Raw genomic sequence first — 21,067 nt, forward strand, 5'->3', positions numbered from 1 at the left:
ATGTTTATCCGTTACGTTGATGCAAGGAAAAGCTGGATTTTACTGTTTGCCGGCTTGCTCGGCTTGGCCAATGCCCTGATCCTGCTTGATCGAGGCATCCAGTTCACATCTGCTTCTCTCCTTTATTTTAACACCTTATTTATTTTGTCCTTTCTCCTGTTTTTCATATGGCGCTTTAAAAGAGAGACAAGATATGCCGCTGCGTTGGCTGCTCTGCAGGAAGACATGGCCTTAGACTGGATCGAGACACTTCCTGAGCCTGGGAACGGCCTAGATCAAGTGACCAACGACATCTTACGGGAGGCCTCCCTTCAGTTCAATAGAAAGCTTTCTGACTATAAAGAAATTCAACTGATCAAGAATGAATTCACGGCCTCGTGGATCCATGAGGTGAAGACTCCTCTCACCGCCATGAAGCTAATCCTGGACGCCCTGCCAAGTGATCCGGAAATACGTAAAATTGAAGCGGAATGGTTGCGGGTGTATTTGTTGGTCGACCGTCAGTTGCATATGACACGTCTGCCCGCGATTGAATCAGACTATGTTCTTGAATTGGCCTCCATACAGCGACTTGCCGCGGAAGAAGTACGGGAGCTTTCGCCATGGTGTATGGAAAAAAATCTGGCGGTCAGTATCGAAGGACCGGATGTAAAGGCCATTACAGACCGAAAATGGTGCCGCTTCATCCTTCGGCAACTGTTAACGAATGCCGTGAAATATAATCCTGCGAATACGGCACTAATGATTGTGACAGATGTAACGGAGACAGGCCAAGTCTTTTTGGATGTCATCGATGAAGGACCGGGAATACAGCCCCACGATTTGCCGCGTATCTTTGACAAAGGCTTCACGGGCGAAAACGGCAGGATTCAAAACGCAGCGACTGGACTTGGGCTCTATCTTGCAAAAACAGTTGCAGATAAATTAGGTATTACCCTTAAAGCGCAACCCGGTCAAACGAAAGGTACGGTGATGCGAATGATCTTTGTCAATCCCAACGCATTCGAAGCTGTCCGAAGAGGGGTGCGCGAGTAATATCCAGCTATAAAGCAGTCAGGATTGTTCCTGGCTGTTTTTTGGTGTGGAATAGTGAACGTGACAATATTGTCACGTTGTCTTGCCATATTGTCATGTGAAACGTACGACCAGCGGAAAATCCATCCGTATAATAAAGTTATCATCAAGCAACAATTATGATTTGGAGGTACGTTATGGTTCAGTTGAATGTAGGAGAAACCATTTTACAAGCACGAAATGTCCTCAAAACATTTGGTACCAAAGGAAATGCACACCATGTATTAAAAGGAATAGATTTACGCGTCACCCGCAATGAATTTGTCGGCATTATGGGTCCTTCCGGCTCAGGCAAGACGACATTGCTTAACGTCTTAGCCACGATTGATCATACTACGGATGGAACGGTTTTAATCGATGGCGCAGATATCTCCAAGCTGCGTAATACCGCGCTTTCCGCCTTTCGGCGCAACAAGCTGGGATTCATCTTCCAGGATTACAATCTACTGGACACGCTGACAGTGAAGGAAAATATACTGCTGCCCATCTCCCTTAGCAAAATGAGCAAGCGGAAAGCGGAAAGCGAGTTCACAGCCATCGCCGATGTGCTTGAGATTAAAGCACTGTCGCACAAATATCCGCATGAAATATCAGGTGGCCAGAAACAACGGACAGCTGCCGGGCGCGCTCTTATCCACCAGCCTTCGATCGTGTTTGCGGACGAACCGACCGGTGCTCTGGATTCCAAATCGGCTTCCTCGTTACTGGGTGTGATGGAGAAGGTGAATCAGCAACGAGGCGTCACAGTTGTCATGGTGACCCATGATCCGGTAGCCTCCAGCTATTGCAGCCGTGTTGTGTTTTTAAGAGACGGGAAGATTTATTCCGAGCTGTACCGCGGTGATAAAACAAGACATGCTTTCTTTAATGAAATTTTGGACGTGCAAGCTGTACTGGGGGGCGACCATGTTGACAGTTTTTGAATTAGCGCTTCGCAGCATGCGGCAAAATGTGAAGCATTATTATTTGTACTTCTTTGCGCTGATCTTTAGTATGAGCCTGTATTTTGTCTTCACCTCACTACAGCACGATCAGGCTGTTCAGAATATGACACATCCGAGCGTTGACTTCTCTACTGGGTTTCAAATTGCAGGAGTCATGCTGATTGTGATTGTTGGGATCTTTACCGTCTCAGCCAACGGCATTTTCCTGCGTCGGCGCAGTCGAGAAATCGGACTATATCAGCTGATTGGTCTTACCAAAGGCTGGGTAGCCCGATATCTAATGATCGAGAATATACTGCTTGGTTTAGGTGCACTATTTGCTGCGATCATTTTCGGAGCGTTGATTTCAAGGCTGTTCGTCCTGATTTTGTTGAATCTGCTTGGCTTAGAAGGGATAGTCGACATCAGCTTCTCCGTACCAGCGGCTTTTAAAACGTTGATGGTCTATCTTCTCATCATCGTCATCACTTCCATTCAGATGATGCTGAAGGTTTATCGCAGTACCCTTTTGAATTTGTTTCAAGCTGACAAGCGTCCTGATCTCACTAGGCCGCCCAAAGCGATGACATCTTCTATTTTCGCCCTGCTCGGTCTGGCGCTGATTGGATACGGCTATGAATTATCGGGTCATATTAATGAACGGTTATTCCTCAATTCACTATTGGTGCTCGGATCCATCGTTGCAGGGACTTACTTATTGTTTCGCGTTACGATCAGATGGTGCTTTTACCGGTTCCGCAAACGTAAAGATGGACACCTGGGCTTAACAAACAGCCTGTCGATGGCTCCGCTGATGCACCATATGAAAGCAAATGCCAACTCTCTTACTTTGATTACGGTGTTGTCGGTTATGGCCATCACGCTGATTTCCATGGCTTACTCCTTCTACTACTCCGTAGAGCAAGAGACCCGCCGCGATCTCCCTTATGATTTTATGTTTGAAAACGAACCGCAGGAGGCGCTGTCGTTCAAGGTGGAGTTGGAGAAGGAAGGCATCGATGTTAATCACCACGTCGCTCAAGCGGTTCTGACGATGGGCATCATCCTTGATCCGAACGACGAATCCCGCAAGATTGAAGAAAGTTTGTTATGGCTTCCGGCCGAACAGCTTAAACAAACAGGCGCAGACCTCAACGTGCCGCCAGACGGCGAAACCATTTTGTACAATGCTGGGGCCTCACTTGCCGGGGACTTAGATGAGCAGTCGAAGCGATATCCAACCAGAATAAAACTGGAGCAGCATGGACAGACCGTTATGTATACATTGAGGACATTGAAGGAAAGGAACATCATGAATTTAAATGCTCCCGGTAAGCAGATGCTAGTGTCAGAAGCGACGATGGACAAAATCGCAGAACAAATGGCCGGTACGCACGGTTATAAAAAAATTCGCTTTGATACGTTTCAAGTTCCGGACAAGGAAGAGCTTGCCATAGCTTCCTCTCTATACAACGCAAAATACGTCAGTGACGAACGACTAACGTATGATTTCTATACGCAGTACAAAGAAGTGCTGCAGACGACAGGCTTGCTCATTTTCATCGCAGCTTTCCTTGGACTTGTCTTTTTGATCTCAACCGGCAGCATCTTGTATTTCAAGCAAATGACCGAAGCCGAGCAGGAAAAGCAAAGCTTTAAGACGTTGCGTCAGCTCGGATTTGACGTGAATATGATCATGAAAGGCATTATACGAAAGCAGGCCATCGTGTTCCTTCTCCCTCTATCGATCGGTATGCTGCATTCGATCTTTGCTATCAAGGCGGCTTCATTTATGATCCGGTCGGACACCACGTTACCGGCATCCATCGCCATGACAATTTACACGGTTATTTATCTTGTATTCGCACTGTTTACCATTGGCTACTACCGCAACATTGTAAAAAACGCTATGTCATAACCATCACTTAAATGGGGATAAGCTATAGAGGGTACCGCCAATATTTCGGACATTTTGTACGCTAAGCATATTTCCAACCTAAAAAAATCGATTCCTTATCGTACAGGGAATCGATTTTTTTAGGTGTGCCAATTAATAGTAGAAAGCAGCAATCTTCTGTTTCCGTCTTTCGGAGTAACGCTCGAATGGATTTTTACATCATGTAACATTTATAACCAATTATCGTCTAACATGAAAAAGGGGATGTTAGTCGTGAAAATGAAAAAGTTATTAGGCATCGTGTTGTTATTATTATTTGCTTCAGTTGGTTGTTCAAATGTAACGAAGGAAGATCCAGTCAAGGAGGAGCCTCCGGAAGCGGTTGTAATGATACATGATGAAAAAATCCAAACAACGAAAGGTACTTATAGTTGGGAAACTAAAGGACTTTTTTCAAACAATGCTGTTATTGCTGATGCTGCCGCTCCATATCAAATAGCCGAAGAAATGGAATCAAAGCTAGTGGAAGCAGATTCCATCGCTAATGTGGATTTTAGTGACGGTTCAAAGCCGCAATTGGAGGCATATTTGTGGGAAGATGAGGGACGGGGAAAGCAATTATCATTAAATAAGTCACGATTATCATTGCCATCCCAAAGTGGAAATCATGTCATTGAAATATTTGCAATATGGTCAAATGGCGAGGCTTCCTATACGTTTGTGGTGTAAGTGCACTGACAATAAAATCACCATTAGACCAACCCCCATTATGTGGGGCAGCATAGTTAAAGAAATAATCCCTCAAAAGTGCAAGAGGGATTATTTTTATCGGACAGGAATGAAATCATCAACGTTATAATTCTCCTCACCATAGGCAGCACTTCCTCGGGAAAAATCCCGGAAAGTGAAACGTGTTCCATAACCCATCATTTAAAGCCTTGATTTCTTCTGATGTGGAAAAAATCAGAGTTTATAACCAGTTCTGCTTTTAAATCTTTTTAAAAGAACAGAGCTTTCTACTCGTGTTATGCCTTCAACTGAATATAATTCATTATTAATAAATATCTCGAGCATTTTAAAGTCTTCTACCAGAACATGCATGTGTAAGGTACTAGGACCTGTCATCTGATAAATACTAGCAACGTTAGGGTTATCTGCAAGGTTTTGTGCTACTTCCTGAAGCTGTTTCGGCTCGACATCGACCTCAAAAAAAGCTGAAACCTTCTTCCCGAACTTCTCGGAGTTTATGACAACGGTGAAGTTCTCAATTACGCCCTCATTTTTGAGATTTTGAATTCTATCTTTTACAGCTACCCTTGATAATCCTACTTTTTCCGCTAATTCCACGTATGATATTCTTCCATCTTTAATTAATTCATCTAAAAGTTTGTGATCAATTTCATCATATTTCATAGACTTTTCTCCTATAACAATCTTTTTATTTAAAATGTTATCACAAAGTAAAAAACTACCAAAACCTTTTTTCTAGAATACACATACAATTATACAAAATGAAATCAGTTTTGTGAAATCATACTTCTATATGAAAGCTATTTTTAAATTATAGCTTACTTTTGTTCGAAATTATATTGACATTTAATTCACGCTTTTGTATTATGTTAATAATTTAATAAATAGTATGAAAAATTCTATAAATCATAATAAAGGAGGGATAGAGTGATTGGATTAATAGTTAGGAGATTTCTTCAATTGATTTTACTGCTGCTGGGTATTTCATTTTTAGTATTTATGAGTATGCACATTGCCCCAGGGGATCCAGCAACTATTATTGGCGGACCAACAGCAAGTGCTTCAGACCTTGAGGCGATTAGGGATAATTTAGGATTAGATAGACCAGTAATTGTCCAATATGCAGATTATTTGGGTGGAATTTTACAAGGAGACTTTGGGTATTCCTTCCAAACTGGCCAATCGGTAACAGATGCCATCATAACCCGATTTCCAAATACGATAAAGCTTGCAACTGCAAGTATGATAGTAGCCATAATCATTGGAATTGTTACAGGGATCATTTCCGCAATAAAGCAAAATTCCTGGATTGACCTGTCCAGCACGACTTTTGCATTGGCGGGGGTGTCCATACCGAATTTCTGGCTGGGTGCCATGTTAATCCTTGTATTTGCCGTAAATTTGCAATGGCTTCCAGTGGGAGGATTAAGTGCCCCTATATATACCATTGAGGGAATGAAAGAATTGATTTTACCGGCTATTACATTAGGAACTGCCTCAGCAGCCTTAATTGCCCGGATGAGCAGATCGGCAATGTTAGAGGTAATTCGATCAGATTATATTCGTACTGCAAAAGCAAAAGGGGTCAAGCAGCGTTCGTTGATTTGGATTCACGCTTTGAGGAATGCGATGATCCCCGTTGTTACAGTTATCGGAATAAATTTTGGCGGATTATTGGGAGGTACCATCATTACCGAGCAAGTATTTGCTATTAATGGGATTGGCAGATTAATGATTGATGCAATTGCGGCGAGGGATTTTCCAATCGTGCAGGGAACCGTGCTATTAGTAGCAGCTATCTTTGTATTCGTTAATTTAATAGTAGATGTAATTTACGCATTTATTGATCCTAGAATAACGTACAACTAAAAATAGGAAGGTGGTGAAGGCAGTGTCTGCAGAGGTAGTGTTTAACGAGAAAAATGCAGCACCTAAGAAAAAGGAAAGGTATATTGTTCAAACTTTTAAACGGGTACTCAAGAATAAACTAGCATTTATAGGAATTATTATTGTCAGCATACAAATCATTCTGGCTATATTCGCTCCTTTTTTAACGAGTTATGGTCCATATGAGCAAAATTTGGCAGTGACGGAGCTTGGAATCGGAGAGGAAGGGCACATTCTTGGAACAGATAACTACGGGAGAGATATGTGGTCCCGGTTGGTTTATGGAGCCAGGATATCTCTCATTGTAGGATTGTCATCCGTAGCTTTAGGACTAATTGGAGGCCTTACGCTGGGTCTTCTAGCCGGATTTTATAGAAGAATTGATGGGTTTGTCATGCGGATTGTGGATTTATTGTTTGCCTTCCCTGGTATTCTTCTAGCTATGTTAATTATTGCAATGTTAGGAACAAGTCTAGTAAATGTTGTAATTGCAATAAGTATTTGGTCTATTCCTGGCTGTGCAAGAATTGTAAGAGGAAGTGTTTTATCGATTAAAAAGCAAGAATATATTTTGGCCATGAAGTCGTTGGGGGCAAGTGATATAAGAATTATGCTTAAACATATATTGCCTAATTGTACAGCGCCTATTATTGTTTTTGCAACAATGAGGATGGCTACAGCGATTCTATCGACATCTGCTTTGAGTTTCCTGGGTCTAGGAGCTCAACCGCCAACACCTGAATGGGGCGCAATGATTGCTGCTGGTCAGGACTTTATGTGGACTGCACCGCATATGTCAATCATTCCAGGGATAGCTATTATGCTGACTGTTTTCGCATTCAATGTTGTAGGTGATGGATTAAGAGATGCATTAGATCCAAATATGGAGATAGATTTATAAATGGGAGGTCTTATAATGAAGAACAAGCGTTATTTTCAGTTTATTGCATTTTTGATAATCGCAGCATTTGCTGTCGTTGGATGCAGCGATAAGAGCAGTAGTAAAAGCGGTGGGACAAGTAGTGGCGAGGCGGCTTCAGAACTTACATATGCATCCACGAGTGATGCTGCTGGGCTATCTCCAATTGATACAAATGATTCCGTTTCATCAAATGTTACGGGGCAAATCTATGAAACGTTATTTACACAGGATCCAAAAACATTAGAACCAGAGCCGTTACTAGCAGAATCATATGAAACACCGGATGATAATACATGGGTGATCAAGTTACGCGAGGGAATTACTTTTCATGATGGTACTCCATTCAATGCAGAGGCTGTAAAATATACCTTTGAACAAATTAAAGATCCGGAAAGGGCTGCACCTAGGGCATCATTGCTTGCACCGATAGAGTCCATTGAAGCAAAAGATGAATATACCGTTGTTCTTAAAACGAAGGAGCCTTATGGACCGATGTTAGCGGCTCTAAGTCACACAAATGCCGCCATTGTTAGCCCTGAAGCTGATAAAGAAGGCGATATCGGTAAGAATCCTGTAGGCACCGGTCCTTTTGTTTTTGAGGAGTGGGTTGAAGGTGACCATATAACATTAAAAAGAAATGAAGACTATTGGCGTGAACCGGCAGCGTTAGAAAAGGTTACGTTTAAGGTGGTTCCAGAGACTTCGACGGCGATTTCAATGCTGGAAACAGGAGAAGTTCAATTTATCGATGCATTACCTTCAGACCAGCTTCCGAGAATTGAGTCCATTAAAAGTGCAGAGGTACAAAAGTCTGAGGGGACACGTGTATCTTATCTCGGTTTTAATATGGAGAAGGCTCCATTTAATGAATTAGAATTTAGACAAGCCGTTGCTTATGGTGTTGATCAAGAAGCATATGTTGCACAATTAAATGGGTTAGGAACGTACAATGAAAGCATTATTGGTCCAAAAGTGTTCGGTTACAACGAGGAAGCTAAAAATGAGGGCTATCCATTTGATCAGGAAAAGGCTAAGGAAATGATTAAAGAAAATGGATATAGTGGTCAAAAAGTTACACTATTAGCAGCAAATCGCGATAATTATATGAAAATGGCAGAGATTGTTCAGTCACAATTAACGGAAATTGGTCTTTCTGTAGAAATCGAAACAATGGAATGGGCAACTTTTCTAGATACTGCCAGAAAGGGAAATTATGAAATGACGTTCCTGGGCTGGTCAAACAGTACGGCTGATGGAAGTGAATTGTTATATCCAAATCTGCATTCTGATAATATCGATTCCTCTAATTACAGCAGATATAACAATGAAGCATTTGACAAATTAGTACAAGAATCACGTTCAACTGTTGATCAAGAGGTTCGTAAAGAAAAATTACATGAAGCGAATATTATGGCAATAAAGGATGCACCTTGGATAGTGATGGAGCATGGTACGGTAACAGCTGCCTATGATAAATCTGTTAGTGGATTAGTTGTTGACCCTACTGGTAAATGGTCGCTTTATAATGTTAGCAGAAAGTAGGGTTACGTATGGAAAGGTTACTGCAAGTTGAAAATCTGGTTACACAATATAAAACAGCAGAAGGTATGTTCTCGGCTGTTAAAGGTATCTCTTTCACTGTGGAAAAGGGAGAAACAGTATGTATTGTTGGTGAATCTGGAAGTGGAAAAAGTGCTACTGCCTTATCCATAATGGGTTTATTACCTGCGAATGGGAAAATTACTGAAGGATCAATCCGTTTGAAGGACGATGAATTAGTGGGTAAAACGGAAGAACAGCTGCAGCAGATCAGAGGAAACGAAATATCGATGATTTTCCAAGAGCCAATGACTGCTCTCAATCCGGTATTCACGATTGGATTTCAGATTCGGGAGCCATTAATGATACATCTAAATATGTCTAAAAAAGAGGCCACACTCGTTAGTATTGAATTGCTTAAAAAGGTAGGAATACCAAACCCAAAGGAAAAGATAAAGCAGTTTCCTCATGAACTAAGCGGTGGAATGAGACAAAGGGTGATGATCGCTATTGCACTGGCATGTGAGCCGTCCTTGCTAATTGCCGATGAACCTACTACAGCATTAGATGTAACAATCCAGTCACAAATTTTAGATTTAATTGATGATTTAAAAGAACAAATGGGCATGGGCGTTGTATTTGTAACACATGACATGGGTGTAGTAGCTGAGATTGCTGATCGAGTTATGGTAATGTATGCCGGTGAAGTTGTCGAAATGGGTGATGTGCACCGTATATTTAATCACCCACAGCATTCTTACACAAAAGGACTTTTGGCAGCAGTGCCAAATGTAGATGATGACAGTAAAAATTGGCTTCAGGGGGTGAATATACATGGAAAATCATCAGCCTCTTCTTGAAGTGAAGGATTTGAAAAAGTATTTTCCTATAAAAAGCGGGATACTGCAGCGGACAAAGGCAAATGTGAAAGCAGTTGAAAATGTTAGTCTGAAGGTGTACGAGGGAGAAACGCTAGGTATTGTTGGGGAGTCTGGCTGCGGGAAATCAACTTTTGGCAGAACAGTTCTGGGGTTAGAAAAGCTCACAAACGGCTCTATTCTATTTCGTGGTGAGAATATTGAAGGATTATCCGATCGCAAATTAAAAGGTTATAAAAAGGATATGCAAATGATATTTCAGGATCCCTTTGCTTCTTTAAACCCGCGGCAACGAATCGGCAATGCATTGGAAGAGGCATTTATAATTCATACCGATTTATCAAAAAAAGATCGGGAAAAGCGGGTTCGTGAACTTTTAGTGGAGGTTGGGTTAGAAGCAGAACATTATGATCGATATCCACATGAATTTAGCGGAGGGCAACGACAGCGAATTGGTATTGCCCGGGCAATTGCACTTAATCCGTCATTAATTATATGCGATGAAGCAGTATCAGCACTCGATGTATCGGTACAAGCGCGAATTATTAGGCTCTTAATAGAATTACAGAAGAAGTATAAATTGACATATATGTTTATTTCACATGATTTAGGTGTTGTTCGGCACATGTGCAATCGAGTTCTGGTAATGTATCTCGGAACTATGGTGGAATTAGGGTCATCAGATCAAATATACAAAAATCCAATGCATCCATATACGAGAGCACTGTTATCGGCAATACCTCGTCCCGTACCAGGACGTAAGAAGAATCCTATAAAGTTAGAAGGAGATCTGCCAAGTGCCTCCAACTATCCATCGGGCTGTCCGTTTCATACCCGATGTCCGCTGGCACAGGAGCATTGCAAGCTAAAAGTTCCGGAATGGCGCGAAATAGAGGAGGGGCATTTTGTTGCATGTCATGAAGTTTGATACTGCTTATTGAATATAAGATTTAAAATTTAGTTCATGCGAGGAGTGTTTTAACATGTTTTCTTTTAACCATCAATCGTATCCATATGCTAATACACGAAATGCAACATATGCAAAAAATGGGATGGTAGCAACATCTCAGCCGCTTGCTTCCCAGGCTGGATTAGATATATTGAAACAAGGTGGAAATGCAATAGATGCTGCGATAGCTACAGCAGCATGTCTTACGGTTGTTGAACCAACTTCTAATGGGATTGGCGGAGATGCCTTTGCATTAGTCTGGACGAAGGGTGAATTACATGGACTAAATGGAAGCGGCCGATCACCTAAAAGTATTTCCATCGATGCTGTGAAGGAGGCAGGGCACGAAGAAATTCCAAAGTATGGATGGATACCTGTTACTGTACCAGGTGCACCTGGTACATGGGCAGAGCTTTCCAATAAATTTGGAAAGCTGCCATTAACGAAGGTGTTAAAGCCTGCTATTACGTATGCATCTGAAGGCTTTCCAGTTTCTCCGACATTAAGCAGGTTCTGGGGAAGGACATACAATGTTTTTAAAAAGGAACTAAAGGATGACGTTTTCACCAATTGGTTTGATACATTTGCACCAAGGGGAAGAGCACCGCAAACTGGTGAAATATGGTCATCACTTGATCATGCGGAGACACTGCAGGCAATAGCTGATTCAAATGCAGAGTCGTTTTATAAGGGGAAGTTAGCTGATAGAATTGCCAGTTTTTCAAAGGAAAATGGCGGCTACTTAACCTCCGGGGACCTTGCAGAATTTGAAGCGGAGTGGGTAACACCAATCAATGTTACTTATCGAGGCTATGATGTCTGGGAAATCCCGCCAAATGGACAGGGAATTATCGCACTACAGGCGTTAAATATATTAAAAGGATTTAAATTTGCCGAAAAAGAATCTGCAGACACCTATCATAAGCAAATTGAAGCTATAAAACTAGCATTCGCGGATGGGCATAAACACGTAACCGAAGAAAATTGTATGACGTGCACAACGAGTGATTTATTATCCGAAGATTACGGGGAATTACGCAGAAAGCTTATTGGTGTGGAGGCATTACTTCCTGAAGCTGGCGAACCTTCTTTAAGTGGAACTGTTTATTTGGCAGCGGCCGATAATGAAGGTAATATGGTTTCATTTATACAAAGTAACTATATGGGGTTTGGTTCCGGGTTAGTTGTTCCAGGTACAGGGATCGCCTTGCAAAACCGAGGGCATAATTTTTCAATGGATCCCAATCATGTAAACGCGTTAGCAGGCGGCAAGAGAACCTATCATACCATTATTCCAGGATTTTTAACAAAGGGAGAGAAGCCCATTGGTCCATTTGGGGTAATGGGAGGATTTATGCAACCGCAGGGACATGTTCAAGTCGTTATGAATACAATTGATTTTGGACTAAATCCACAAGCGGCCTTAGATGCTCCACGCTGGCAGTGGATGAAAGAAAAAACGGTCGAGGTTGAAAACAGATTTCAGCATCATCTTGCAACAGGTTTAGCGGAAAAGGGTCATGATGTTCGAATTGCACTTGAGCCAAACAGTTTTGGGCGTGGGCAGATTATCTGGCGGGATCCCGATTCGGGTGTGTTAATAGGTGGTACAGAATCAAGAACTGACGGTACTGTTGCTGCATGGTAACAGCCAGCAAGAATAATCTTAAGGAATGTTGTTTATGAAAAAGCATTGGGATATTTTTATAGCATTTTTTAGGATTGCTATGCTTGGATATGGTGGTGGACCAGGTTCCATTCCACTAATCCACAAAGAAGTGGTAGACAAATATAAATGGATGAGTGATGAAGACTTTGGGGATATATTAGCTTTGGCTAATACATTGCCTGGTCCGATTGCTACCAAATTAGCAGGATATATCGGGTATCGGGTATCCGGATTTTGGGGAATGCTGAACGCTATTCTAGTTACTATTCTACCGACAATTGTTTTGATGATTGTCCTTCTTACTTCATTATCATCCATTAAGGATTTACATTGGGTTAATGGAATGACGGCAGCTGTTATACCAGTAGTTGGTGTGATGCTAGCAGTGTTAACGTGGCAGTTTTTCCATAAAGCTGTACAAGGCATGGGCTGGTTACAGACGAGTATGATGTCTGTTGTGATTTTTGTATTGCTGTATGTTGCAGGTGTACATCCTGGGATTCTAATCGGACTCTTACTCGTTGCTGCTTTAGTTAAAAAGGATAAATCGGAGCAAAAAACAAAACAAAATGTCAGGGTTAAGAAAGGGAGTTAACAATGAAGTATTGGCACATATTTTTAGCCTTTTTTATCCCGGGAATTCTTGGCTATGGCGGTGGACCTGCTTCCATTCCACTTGTAGAAAATGAAGTTGTAAAGCGATATGAATGGATGAATGTCCAGGATTTCAGTGAAATGCTTGCGCTTGCTAATTCATTACCTGGGCCGATTGCAACGAAAATGGCAGGTTTTATCGGTTATGATGAGGGAGGCATTCTAGGGTCTCTGGTTGGTGTTTTTGCTGCTGTTGCACCTTCGCTAATAATACTAATTTTATTATTAGGAGTACTTTATAAACATAAAGATTCGAGTAAGGTAAAACGATTAACATTGTACGTTCGCCCGGTTATTGCTATCTTACTTGGTATTATGGCATGGCGATTTTTCCAAGAGTCCTATGTAGGAATTGGTTTTTGGCAGACAGCTTTCATTATAATCAGCAGTTATTTATTAATTGAGCGAATGAGGGTGCATCCAGCATTTGTAATTGGTGCAGCTTTTGTGTATGGCGGGTTTTTATTGTAATACCTAATCATACTAAGAGTTTAGGTCAATCTGGAAATGACCCCTCGGCACCGGGCTGGCGCACATGAGGGATAGATTCATCCTTCATACATAAAACCGATGGCATTTAAAAGAAGCATTATTTAATGACATATTAAAACAGGCTATTTTCATATAATGTCTTGGGGTGAATAAAAATGTCAATCGTAAAATATACAAGTGCAGATGTTAATTTAATGGCAAGGATGATGAGAGCGGAGGCAGTGGGTGAGGGGAAACAAGGGATGCTGTATGTTGGAAATGTAATTGTTAACCGAACGAAAGCGGATTGTTTAGATTTTAAAGATGTACGAACAATTCGTGAAGTCATTTTTCAAGTACAGGGAGGAAATTATTCGTTTGAAGCTGTCCAGAAGGGTAATGTATTTTATCAACGAGCGAGAGAAAGTGAAAAAAAGCTGGCAAGAAAGAATTTGAATTTTTGGAGGCAGCATCCGGCGAAATTTGCTCTCTGGTATTTCAATCCATATGCCCCATGTCCTCCAACTTGGTACGGCCAACCTTTAACCGGTCAATTTAAAAATCATTGTTATTATGAACCAGCGGCCGGAACCTGTCCCAGTGTTTATTGAGTCATTTTATCACATTTTTAGAAAAAAGCTTGCTGCGTTAGTGAACAAGGTCAATAATTTTTGTATTAATCTTATAAAGATTATATTAAAATGCTCTGATGTTGTGGTAGTACCTGCGAACCCATAACCACGAAAGAATAGAAGGGTTTAGTATCCTGTGTTCCATGTTGCACAGGAATGTTATTTCCAAAAAATGATCCTCTGCATTTGGCACAATTGTATAGTAAAAGAGATGGGTTCAATTCTCCTATTTTAAAGTAATGCTGTTTAGCCCTGCTTATAGCCGGGCTAAACAGTTATTTAACTTTAGCAGCCCTTTATAAATTCACCTATTGCGCCTGCAACTTTTTCAGGCTCTTCTTCTGCGGAAAAATGCCCACAGTTTTCAATTACTTTTGCTTTGATATGCTGGAAGCCGTTTTCAGAAAACCCCCTCATGTATGTTTCAATATCTATCTGTTCATCTTCTCCGCGCAGGTAAAGAACAGGAATGGACACCTTTTGATCCTTTAAAGCAACATTATCTTTTTGATCCTGAGGAAACCACCGGTAAAAATCAAATCCCGCTTTCAAAGCGTCTGGGCGGATATAGGCATCGGTATATAATTTTTTGCGAGCATCATCCATCTTCTTATCCTTTCCTGCTAATACATCATAAAAATAGGAAAAATACAGAAATTCATTACCAGAAACAAGCCGTTCAGGTAATTCAGGTATAGAATGAAAAGCAAAATGCCAAATGTAAGGGTTGCTCTTTACCGTATCCCACGGTTCAACTCCAGGGATGACAACATTCATAATGACCGCACGGCTAATTATAGTTGGGTAATTCTTCAAAAAGGCATAGGTGATCTGCCCGCCTACATCACATCCGACTAATGTGACATCGGTTAAATCCATAGTTTCCATAACACCACGGACACATGCTGCAATAGTGCGCTTGCTGTAAGATTTTAGTGGAACCTCTGATTCTCCAATCCCTGGCAAATCGATGGCTATTACATGATAATCCTCAGAAAGAATCGTCATAACAGTTTCAAACTCCAACCAGCAAGTTGGCCATCCATGAATAAAAAATAGTGCCGGCTTTGAAATAGAGCCACTTTCAACTACATGGATAGGGATTCCACTGACCATAACTTTCCTATGTGTGAAGTGTGGTTTTGTGCCTATTTCCGTATTTACCATTTTCTCACTCCTTAAAAGTAACTTAGCAGTAGTATAGCCTGTAAAATATGACAACAGTGTGTCATGTTAGTTTTTATTCATCGATCTTTTCCAGAAGCAGACTATCAGACAATTATTTACCGATGCCAAATGCACAATGAGTCCCTTATTATAATAAATTTGACATGACACTAAATGGTGTCGTATGATTATTATCAAATAGGACACCATTTAGTGCCGTTTTATTTTATTAGAGGGGGTGGAGAGTGGTATTGAACGAAAAGGGAGTGGAAAGAGACGTTTATGATGCAGTGGCGGATTCATCACGGCGTAAACTGCTTCGCTTGCTAGCCGACGAGGATGAACTGCCGCTCTATGATTTAACTGTTCATTTCAACATGGGGCGCACTGCAGTTTCCAAGCATTTGGCAATCTTAAAAGAGGCCGGACTTGTGACAAGCAGAAAGGCAGGCAGGGAAACGAGGTATCGGCTAAATGCTGATCCCTTAAAGGAAATCAAAGACTGGGTGACTTTTTACGAGAAATTTTGGATTGATCGGGTGGACCGATTAAAAAACTTATTAGGAGAGGATAACGAATGAAAGCGGATGTATCATTAGATTTTCAATTTACAAGTTCAATCGAGCAGGTGTGGCACGCATTAACTGATTCGGAAATGCTTGCAAAATGGATATGGGAAAATGATTTTAAACCAGTTGTGGGACATAAATTTCAATTTCGGGCAGAGCCGAATGAATGGTGGAATGGAATTGTTGATTGTGAGGTACTTGAAGTGGAGGAGCCTCATAAATTATCTTACATTTGGGCCAGTGCAGGCGAAACCACTACGATTACATGGACATTGAATAAGGAATCAGATGGAACCACTCATCTGCATTTTGATCAATCTGGATTTAGTGAAGAAACGAAAGCAAGAAAAGGAGCCATCGAGGGAGCTAAATATAGTTGGATGACGTTTGGTGAACAGCTTGAGAAAGTGTTGGAACAATAATCTCATTCGGACTAAAATCATCATCCTTTACTGAATTAAACGGGATAGGAAAAGGAGATCAATCATGAGTTTTAAAGATATCTTTGGGATATTCAATAAAAGAGAATTAATATTTAAAGAAAGCTATAAGGAATCTGAAAATGTATATACATTTGTCTTTGATAAAGATAAAGATGCGGAATGGAAAGCAGGACAGCATGGTTTGTTTACAATTACCCATAAAAAGATTAAAAATCCGATTAAGCCATTCAGTTTGGTTGCCGCTCCCACAGAGAATACCATTAAAATAACAACAAAAATCAGTGATAGCCCAAGTGAATTTAAAAAGGCACTAATGGAATTGGAAAAGGGAATGAAAATAAAGATGGCTGGACCTGTAGGGGGTTTTTATGTAAAGGAGCCCCATAAACCTACCCTTTTGATCGCGGGTGGAATGGGGATTACGCCATTCCGGTCGATTTTAAAACAACTGGAGGCAGAAGAAAATAGGGTTGAGCAGCAAATTAACCTGCTATATATGGATAGTGATGGGACATATCTATTTAAAGATGAATTTGATACGATTGCAAATAATAATCCATTAATAAAGGTAACGTACCTTGATTCCAGGGAAGAATTACATCAGGAGATAGATGCTTTTGCTGCCTCCAATACGAACAATGGCAAATACTTTATTGCCGGCCCGAAGTCCATGGTCACTTCCATCTCAGACCACTTGCAACATAATAATATTTCAAAACGTAATATTAAAAAAGATGCCTTTTTTGGATATTAGCGGCACCCAATACCGCATCTTGCAAATCTATCATAGGTCGAATGGAAGAATAGTTGACTAGGATGGAATTAACGGGAGCTACTGTTATGGCTAATTTCTCAGTAAAAAACTGATAAATTGGCCTATTTTTTCCTGTATTTTAGGTGCTGTATAGAGATATTCCGTAAAAACATAAAGCATTATTATAAACAATAACTTGAATATAAGCTTTTTTTCATACTATATTTGAGGTGAAAAAATGGCAAAAGTAAAATACAAAAGTTCAGATGTTGCCTTAATGGCTAGGATAACGAGGGAGAAGCGGTAGGCGAAGGAAAACAGGGTATGCTATATGTTGGAAATGTAATTGTTAATGGACCGCATGAAATCAAATTTGAGGATTTTGATTTCATGGGTTTATTTTTTGTGGTTTGTACTATGTTGGATTAGGATTGAACATATTTTTTAACGTCCTTTTTACATAATTATTTGATTTACCATGGAAATTGTATTTTTTGTTGAGGGAGGTGGAGCCTGTGGATATAATGAGCGTTCTAATGCTGATGGTATCTTTCGGCATGTTAATAGCGTTTATTATGTCCGATAAAAATAAAAAAGTAACCCCTCTTGTGTTTGTGTAGGCCATTGAGGGATTACTGTCTCTAAGTGTGCCTTGCCCCTCTTGATGGGGTTCGATCTATTGTGACCGATCCATGTAACAGCATGGAAGGTTTTACGATACACTATATATTCAAAATCAAAATATTGATACACAACCGTAAAGTTTACATGAATAATCACAATTCGACCTTATAACGTAATTGATTCCCTATCAGGCTAAACGGCTTTATTCCCATCTTCTGCAGCAATAATTTCCCTTGCTGCCTCTATGAAAGCTGACAGGATTGGGGATAGCCACTTGTCTTTATGCCATAGCATCTGTGTATAGACATGCAGTTCCGGAATTTGCCATGGAAGTGCCACAAGTTCGCCGCGTTCAACTTCTGCTTTCGTGGTTATTTCAGGGAGAAAGGCTATACCGATTCCCGTAATGGCACATTGTTTAATCGCTTCTGCATTTTGAAACTCTAAATACGTAATACTATCAATACCCTTTTGCTCAAATGACCGGTCAAACATGGTTCGATAGGTACAGCCCTTTTCATTTACCAAGAACACTTCACCGTGAAAATCGCCTTGCTGCAGTACAGTTTGTTTTGCAAGTGGATGGTCCGGTGCTGCGAAAAAGCGGAAAGTTTCTTCTAGTAACGGTTCCACCGCAAGACCGCTTGAACGTATTGGTTCATCAAGCATAAATACAACATCCGCTGTTCCCTCAAAAAGCGTTTGCTTGAGCTCCTGATTGGGAACGGAGCGGAAAATGAGACGGACTCCAGGATAACGTGAGCGAAATAGGTGAAAGACATCTGGAAGACGATAGGCACAAAGAACCTCGTTGGCGCTTATCGTAAGGGTGCCGCCTAGATTTTCGGTGTCATGAACGGAGCTGCGAGCTTCATCCAATTTGTTTAAAACGACTTGGATATGGGTTAAAAAGCGCTTTCCAGCAGTTGTGAGCACGAGCTGTTTACCCAAACGGTCAAAAAGACGAACGCCAAGCTCATCCTCCAATGCTTTTATTTGCATCGTGACATTGGAGGGGACATAGTTCAGCGCCTCTGCAGCCCGAGTGAAATTTAAAGTTGAAGCAACTGTTTGGAACGTTTTCAGTTGACGTAATTCCATCATGCGTTCCTCCTTTTACTATCAATAAAATTGAATGTGACGTTTAAATTTATTCACTTGTATTGATGGTACCATTGATCTATACTAACAACAAGAAATACATTCTAAATGAATGGTTTCATTTCGAAAGGAGCGAATTACAATGGATTATGAGATTTTTGATTTGGGTGACGTAACCTTGCAATCAGGAGTGACGTTACCAAATGCATTTCTTGCGTATAAGACTTATGGAACATTAAATGAAAAGAAAGATAATGTCATCGTCTATCCAACTGCTTTTGGCGACCAGCATGATCAAAACGAATGGCTGATTGGAAATGGCATGGCACTAGATCCGAGGGAATATTTTATTATAGTTCCCAATCTGCTGGGCAATGGGCTTTCTTCCTCTCCAAGTAACACACCCCAGCCATTTGACCGGGCTAATTTTCCAAAAGTGACCATCTATGACAACGTTACATTACAGCATCGGCTGGTGACCGAAAAATTCGGCATTCAAAAGATTGCTCTCGTAGTTGGTTGGTCAATGGGTGGTGTTCAATCATTCCAATGGGGTGCAAGCTATCCGGCAATGGTGGAACGCATTGCACCATTCTGCGGTGGCGCAAAGACCTGGCCGCAAACGTATGTGGTTCTGGACGGAATGAAAGCTGCCCTCATGGCTGCAGTTGACTTTGATTCAAGCAAACTTAACCAGCTGACCTCTAAAGACATGCGCGCTGTTGGTCGTGTCTATGCGGGATGGGGCATATCGCAGGCATTCTACCGGGAGGAGCTTTATCGAGAAATAGGATATGATTCATTGGAAGGTTTTGTGTCCGGTGTCTGGGAAAATAGCTTTATGAGGATGGACCCGCACAATGTTCTCGCCATGTTATGGACTGGCCAACATGCGGATCTTAGTGCAAATCCCTCCTATAACGGAGATTTCGATAAGGCACTCCAAAGCATTAAAGCACCAGCCTTCATTATGCCAGGAAGCACGGACCTTTTCTGCATAGCAGACGAAAACGAATACGAGGCACAGCTTATGCCTAATGCTGTTTTCCAGCCAATCGAGTCAATTTGGGGCCATTTTGCCGGCCGTGGAATTAATAGTGCCGATAACAAATTTATTGATGACAACCTGAAACGTCTTTTGTCGCTTCCTAAAAGTGGATAGAAAGCTTGCCGAGGAATGCACAATCCTTTAAGACATAGTTAATTTGCTTCTATCACACTAGCCAAGAGGACTCCTTCCTCAAAAATTGGAAGTAATTTTAGGTCGGAGGTGAATTGGCGGTTTTATTAATTGATTTAGCACCCTTTTATTGGTAATATAAATTATACAGAAACATATGTTTGGGGGGTGGGCGAATGGCAGGCTATAAAACGATGCAAATTTGGGTAAAAAAAGGACATCGAATGTATGGATACTTTGAGGAAATGTGTCAAAACGCGAAGAATATGCATAATACGACAAACTTTTATATACGACAAGTATATACTGCTCTCACGCAAGAAAAAGCATTGCAACCTCTTCAAAAAGAAGTGCTGGATAATATTCGAATTCACTTACCTGAAATCAATGCGAATCAACTCGTTGCTTATCGAAAGAAAGTGGTAAAAGAAGAAGCAATACCTATTGATAAGAGAAAAGAAGTTACATGCAATTTATTTGAAGAGCCAACAAAAGAAAAACCATATATCAATTATAACGTTATAGATGCTCTTTTTAAATCAATGGATCAAGACGATTATCGTTCTTTACCAGTTCAATCAAGCCAATGGGTTATGAAAGTAGTTTTCCAAAACTGGAAATCATTTTATGCAAGTTTACGGGAATATAGAAACACGCCTTCTAAGTTCAAGGCTAGACCAAAAATCCCGGGATACAGCCGTTCGAAAGAAAAAGAAGTAACATTTTCCAACCAGGATTGCGTGATAAGGGATCATAAGTTTTTGAAGTTTCCCAAAACAAAGGAACGATTAAATATCGGTAAATTGGGTTGGATAGAGGGGAAGCTAAAACAAGTTCGAGTTATCCCAAAGTATGGTCAGTATGTAGTTGAAATTATCTTCGCAGGTCCTCCAACACAAGAATCAAGAGAGTCCAAGAATCGTTACCTGTCGATTGACTTAGGAATTGATAATCTTGCAACCATCGTTACGAATACTGGTGAAA

Annotated in this window: 21 protein-coding genes and 1 pseudogene; 19 read left to right on the forward strand and 3 right to left on the reverse strand. The window is 40.9% G+C overall.

Translation table 11 applies throughout. The annotated features are described in order from the left end of the window. The 4 genes from IEV74_RS10660 to IEV74_RS10675 all read left to right on the forward strand — a co-directional run bounded on the left by IEV74_RS10660 (position 1) and on the right by IEV74_RS10675 (position 4,623). Entirely contained in the window at positions 1 to 1,035 is a 1,035-nt protein-coding gene (locus IEV74_RS10660; protein WP_188455364.1) for a sensor histidine kinase, read from the forward strand. Between the two features lie 176 nt (positions 1,036 to 1,211). After that, positions 1,212 to 1,997 carry an ABC transporter ATP-binding protein gene (locus IEV74_RS10665; protein WP_188455365.1) on the forward strand — a complete coding sequence of 262 codons (786 nt, stop codon included), beginning with the start codon at positions 1,212 to 1,214 and terminating at the stop codon, positions 1,995 to 1,997. After that, positions 1,981 to 3,915: an ABC transporter permease gene (locus IEV74_RS10670; RefSeq protein ID WP_229683132.1), complete on the forward strand. Its 1,935-nt coding sequence runs from the start codon at positions 1,981 to 1,983 to the stop codon at positions 3,913 to 3,915. Before IEV74_RS10665 ends, IEV74_RS10670 begins: the two co-directional genes overlap by 17 nt. A gap of 252 nt (positions 3,916 to 4,167) precedes the next feature. Continuing rightward, positions 4,168 to 4,623: a hypothetical protein gene (locus IEV74_RS10675; RefSeq protein WP_188455367.1), complete on the forward strand. Its 456-nt coding sequence runs from the start codon at positions 4,168 to 4,170 to the stop codon at positions 4,621 to 4,623. A gap of 234 nt (positions 4,624 to 4,857) precedes the next feature. Here the strand turns inward: IEV74_RS10675 and IEV74_RS10680 are convergent, their stop codons facing one another. Then, positions 4,858 to 5,307 carry an Lrp/AsnC family transcriptional regulator gene (locus IEV74_RS10680; protein ID WP_188455368.1) on the reverse strand — a complete coding sequence of 150 codons (450 nt, stop codon included), beginning with the start codon at positions 5,305 to 5,307 and terminating at the stop codon, positions 4,858 to 4,860. A 264-nt stretch (positions 5,308 to 5,571) separates the two neighbouring features. Between IEV74_RS10680 and nikB the strand changes: the two genes are divergently transcribed. The 9 genes from nikB (at position 5,572) to IEV74_RS10725 (ending at position 14,224) form a co-directional block, all read left to right on the forward strand. Continuing rightward, entirely contained in the window at positions 5,572 to 6,513 is a 942-nt protein-coding gene (gene nikB / locus IEV74_RS10685; RefSeq protein ID WP_188455369.1) for a nickel ABC transporter permease, read from the forward strand. Positions 6,514 to 6,535: 22 nt separating this feature from the next. Beyond that, positions 6,536 to 7,432 (forward strand): ABC transporter permease, encoded by an 897-nt coding sequence (locus IEV74_RS10690; RefSeq protein WP_188455370.1) that lies wholly within the window; start codon positions 6,536 to 6,538, stop codon positions 7,430 to 7,432. Positions 7,433 to 7,447: 15 nt separating this feature from the next. Beyond that, positions 7,448 to 8,995, forward strand: coding sequence for a glutathione ABC transporter substrate-binding protein (locus IEV74_RS10695; RefSeq protein ID WP_188455371.1), 1,548 nt, complete (start codon positions 7,448 to 7,450; stop codon positions 8,993 to 8,995). A gap of 8 nt (positions 8,996 to 9,003) precedes the next feature. Further along, positions 9,004 to 9,852: an ABC transporter ATP-binding protein gene (locus tag IEV74_RS10700; protein WP_188455372.1), complete on the forward strand. Its 849-nt coding sequence runs from the start codon at positions 9,004 to 9,006 to the stop codon at positions 9,850 to 9,852. Beyond that, on the forward strand, positions 9,827 to 10,798 hold the full coding sequence (locus IEV74_RS10705) for an ABC transporter ATP-binding protein (protein WP_308418992.1): 972 nt from the start codon (positions 9,827 to 9,829) through the stop codon (positions 10,796 to 10,798). Before IEV74_RS10700 ends, IEV74_RS10705 begins: the two co-directional genes overlap by 26 nt. 55 nt (positions 10,799 to 10,853) lie before the next feature. Continuing rightward, positions 10,854 to 12,467, forward strand: a complete 1,614-nt coding sequence (locus IEV74_RS10710; RefSeq protein WP_188455373.1) for a gamma-glutamyltransferase family protein — start codon at positions 10,854 to 10,856, stop codon at positions 12,465 to 12,467. A 34-nt stretch (positions 12,468 to 12,501) separates the two neighbouring features. Continuing rightward, a complete protein-coding gene (locus tag IEV74_RS10715; RefSeq protein WP_188455374.1) occupies positions 12,502 to 13,083 on the forward strand; it encodes a chromate transporter in 582 nt (193 codons plus the stop codon). A gap of 2 nt (positions 13,084 to 13,085) precedes the next feature. Then, the gene (locus IEV74_RS10720) at positions 13,086 to 13,613 is read left to right on the forward strand and encodes a chromate transporter (RefSeq protein WP_188455375.1); all 528 of its coding nucleotides are present in this window, start codon (positions 13,086 to 13,088) and stop codon (positions 13,611 to 13,613) included. 176 nt (positions 13,614 to 13,789) lie between these two features. After that, positions 13,790 to 14,224 carry a cell wall hydrolase gene (locus tag IEV74_RS10725; RefSeq protein ID WP_188455376.1) on the forward strand — a complete coding sequence of 145 codons (435 nt, stop codon included), beginning with the start codon at positions 13,790 to 13,792 and terminating at the stop codon, positions 14,222 to 14,224. A 306-nt stretch (positions 14,225 to 14,530) separates the two neighbouring features. On the opposite strand, the gene IEV74_RS10730 is transcribed toward IEV74_RS10725, so the two are convergent. After that, on the reverse strand, positions 14,531 to 15,412 hold the full coding sequence (locus IEV74_RS10730; protein WP_188455377.1) for an alpha/beta fold hydrolase: 882 nt from the start codon (positions 15,410 to 15,412) through the stop codon (positions 14,531 to 14,533). Between the two features lie 251 nt (positions 15,413 to 15,663). Here IEV74_RS10730 and IEV74_RS10735 point away from each other — a divergent pair, with 251 nt between their 5' ends. From IEV74_RS10735 to IEV74_RS10750, 4 genes and pseudogenes are all read left to right on the forward strand, one after another. Continuing rightward, complete coding sequence (locus tag IEV74_RS10735) at positions 15,664 to 15,993, forward strand: ArsR/SmtB family transcription factor (protein WP_188455397.1); 330 nt, start codon at positions 15,664 to 15,666, stop codon at positions 15,991 to 15,993. Beyond that, entirely contained in the window at positions 15,990 to 16,403 is a 414-nt protein-coding gene (locus IEV74_RS10740; protein ID WP_188455378.1) for an SRPBCC family protein, read from the forward strand. The genes IEV74_RS10735 and IEV74_RS10740 overlap by 4 nt, the downstream gene beginning before the upstream one ends. A 64-nt stretch (positions 16,404 to 16,467) precedes the next feature. Continuing rightward, positions 16,468 to 17,178, forward strand: a complete 711-nt coding sequence (locus tag IEV74_RS10745; RefSeq protein WP_188455379.1) for an FAD-dependent oxidoreductase — start codon at positions 16,468 to 16,470, stop codon at positions 17,176 to 17,178. Between the two features lie 238 nt (positions 17,179 to 17,416). Next, a pseudogene (locus IEV74_RS10750) lies at positions 17,417 to 17,532 on the forward strand (cell wall hydrolase); the annotation flags it as partial. Positions 17,533 to 17,994: 462 nt separating this feature from the next. Here the strand turns inward: IEV74_RS10750 and IEV74_RS10755 are convergent. Further along, positions 17,995 to 18,903 (reverse strand): LysR family transcriptional regulator, encoded by a 909-nt coding sequence (locus tag IEV74_RS10755; protein ID WP_188455380.1) that lies wholly within the window; start codon positions 18,901 to 18,903, stop codon positions 17,995 to 17,997. Positions 18,904 to 19,045: 142 nt separating this feature from the next. Here IEV74_RS10755 and IEV74_RS10760 point away from each other — a divergent pair, with 142 nt between their 5' ends. Together IEV74_RS10760 and IEV74_RS10765 are read left to right on the forward strand one after the other, a co-directional pair. Next, positions 19,046 to 20,065 (forward strand): alpha/beta fold hydrolase, encoded by a 1,020-nt coding sequence (locus IEV74_RS10760; RefSeq protein WP_188455398.1) that lies wholly within the window; start codon positions 19,046 to 19,048, stop codon positions 20,063 to 20,065. A 194-nt stretch (positions 20,066 to 20,259) separates the two neighbouring features. Beyond that, a partial coding sequence (locus IEV74_RS10765) for a transposase (protein ID WP_188455381.1) occupies positions 20,260 to 21,067 on the forward strand: 808 nt, incomplete at its 3' end.

Source organism: Virgibacillus oceani (assembly GCF_014638995.1).
GTDB lineage: Bacteria > Bacillota > Bacilli > Bacillales > Amphibacillaceae > Virgibacillus_E > Virgibacillus_E oceani.

Bases quoted from the DNA above. Each gene is read 5' to 3' on its own strand.
- IEV74_RS10745 (WP_188455379.1), top strand. From the start codon at position 16,468: ATGAGTTTTAAAGATATCTTTGGGATATTCAATAAAAGAGAATTAATA.
- IEV74_RS10740 (WP_188455378.1), top strand. From the start codon at position 15,990: ATGAAAGCGGATGTATCATTAGATTTTCAATTTACAAGTTCAATCGAG.
- IEV74_RS10755 (WP_188455380.1), bottom strand. From the start codon at position 18,903: ATGGAATTACGTCAACTGAAAACGTTCCAAACAGTTGCTTCAACTTTA.
- IEV74_RS10730 (WP_188455377.1), bottom strand. From the start codon at position 15,412: ATGGTAAATACGGAAATAGGCACAAAACCACACTTCACACATAGGAAA.
- IEV74_RS10700 (WP_188455372.1), top strand. From the start codon at position 9,004: ATGGAAAGGTTACTGCAAGTTGAAAATCTGGTTACACAATATAAAACA.
- IEV74_RS10670 (WP_229683132.1), top strand. From the start codon at position 1,981: ATGTTGACAGTTTTTGAATTAGCGCTTCGCAGCATGCGGCAAAATGTG.
- IEV74_RS10660 (WP_188455364.1), top strand. From the start codon at position 1: ATGTTTATCCGTTACGTTGATGCAAGGAAAAGCTGGATTTTACTGTTT.
- IEV74_RS10665 (WP_188455365.1), top strand. From the start codon at position 1,212: ATGGTTCAGTTGAATGTAGGAGAAACCATTTTACAAGCACGAAATGTC.
- IEV74_RS10705 (WP_308418992.1), top strand. From the start codon at position 9,827: ATGGAAAATCATCAGCCTCTTCTTGAAGTGAAGGATTTGAAAAAGTAT.
- IEV74_RS10725 (WP_188455376.1), top strand. From the start codon at position 13,790: ATGTCAATCGTAAAATATACAAGTGCAGATGTTAATTTAATGGCAAGG.
- IEV74_RS10715 (WP_188455374.1), top strand. From the start codon at position 12,502: ATGAAAAAGCATTGGGATATTTTTATAGCATTTTTTAGGATTGCTATG.
- IEV74_RS10680 (WP_188455368.1), bottom strand. From the start codon at position 5,307: ATGAAATATGATGAAATTGATCACAAACTTTTAGATGAATTAATTAAA.
- IEV74_RS10720 (WP_188455375.1), top strand. From the start codon at position 13,086: ATGAAGTATTGGCACATATTTTTAGCCTTTTTTATCCCGGGAATTCTT.
- IEV74_RS10710 (WP_188455373.1), top strand. From the start codon at position 10,854: ATGTTTTCTTTTAACCATCAATCGTATCCATATGCTAATACACGAAAT.
- IEV74_RS10695 (WP_188455371.1), top strand. From the start codon at position 7,448: ATGAAGAACAAGCGTTATTTTCAGTTTATTGCATTTTTGATAATCGCA.
- IEV74_RS10760 (WP_188455398.1), top strand. From the start codon at position 19,046: ATGGATTATGAGATTTTTGATTTGGGTGACGTAACCTTGCAATCAGGA.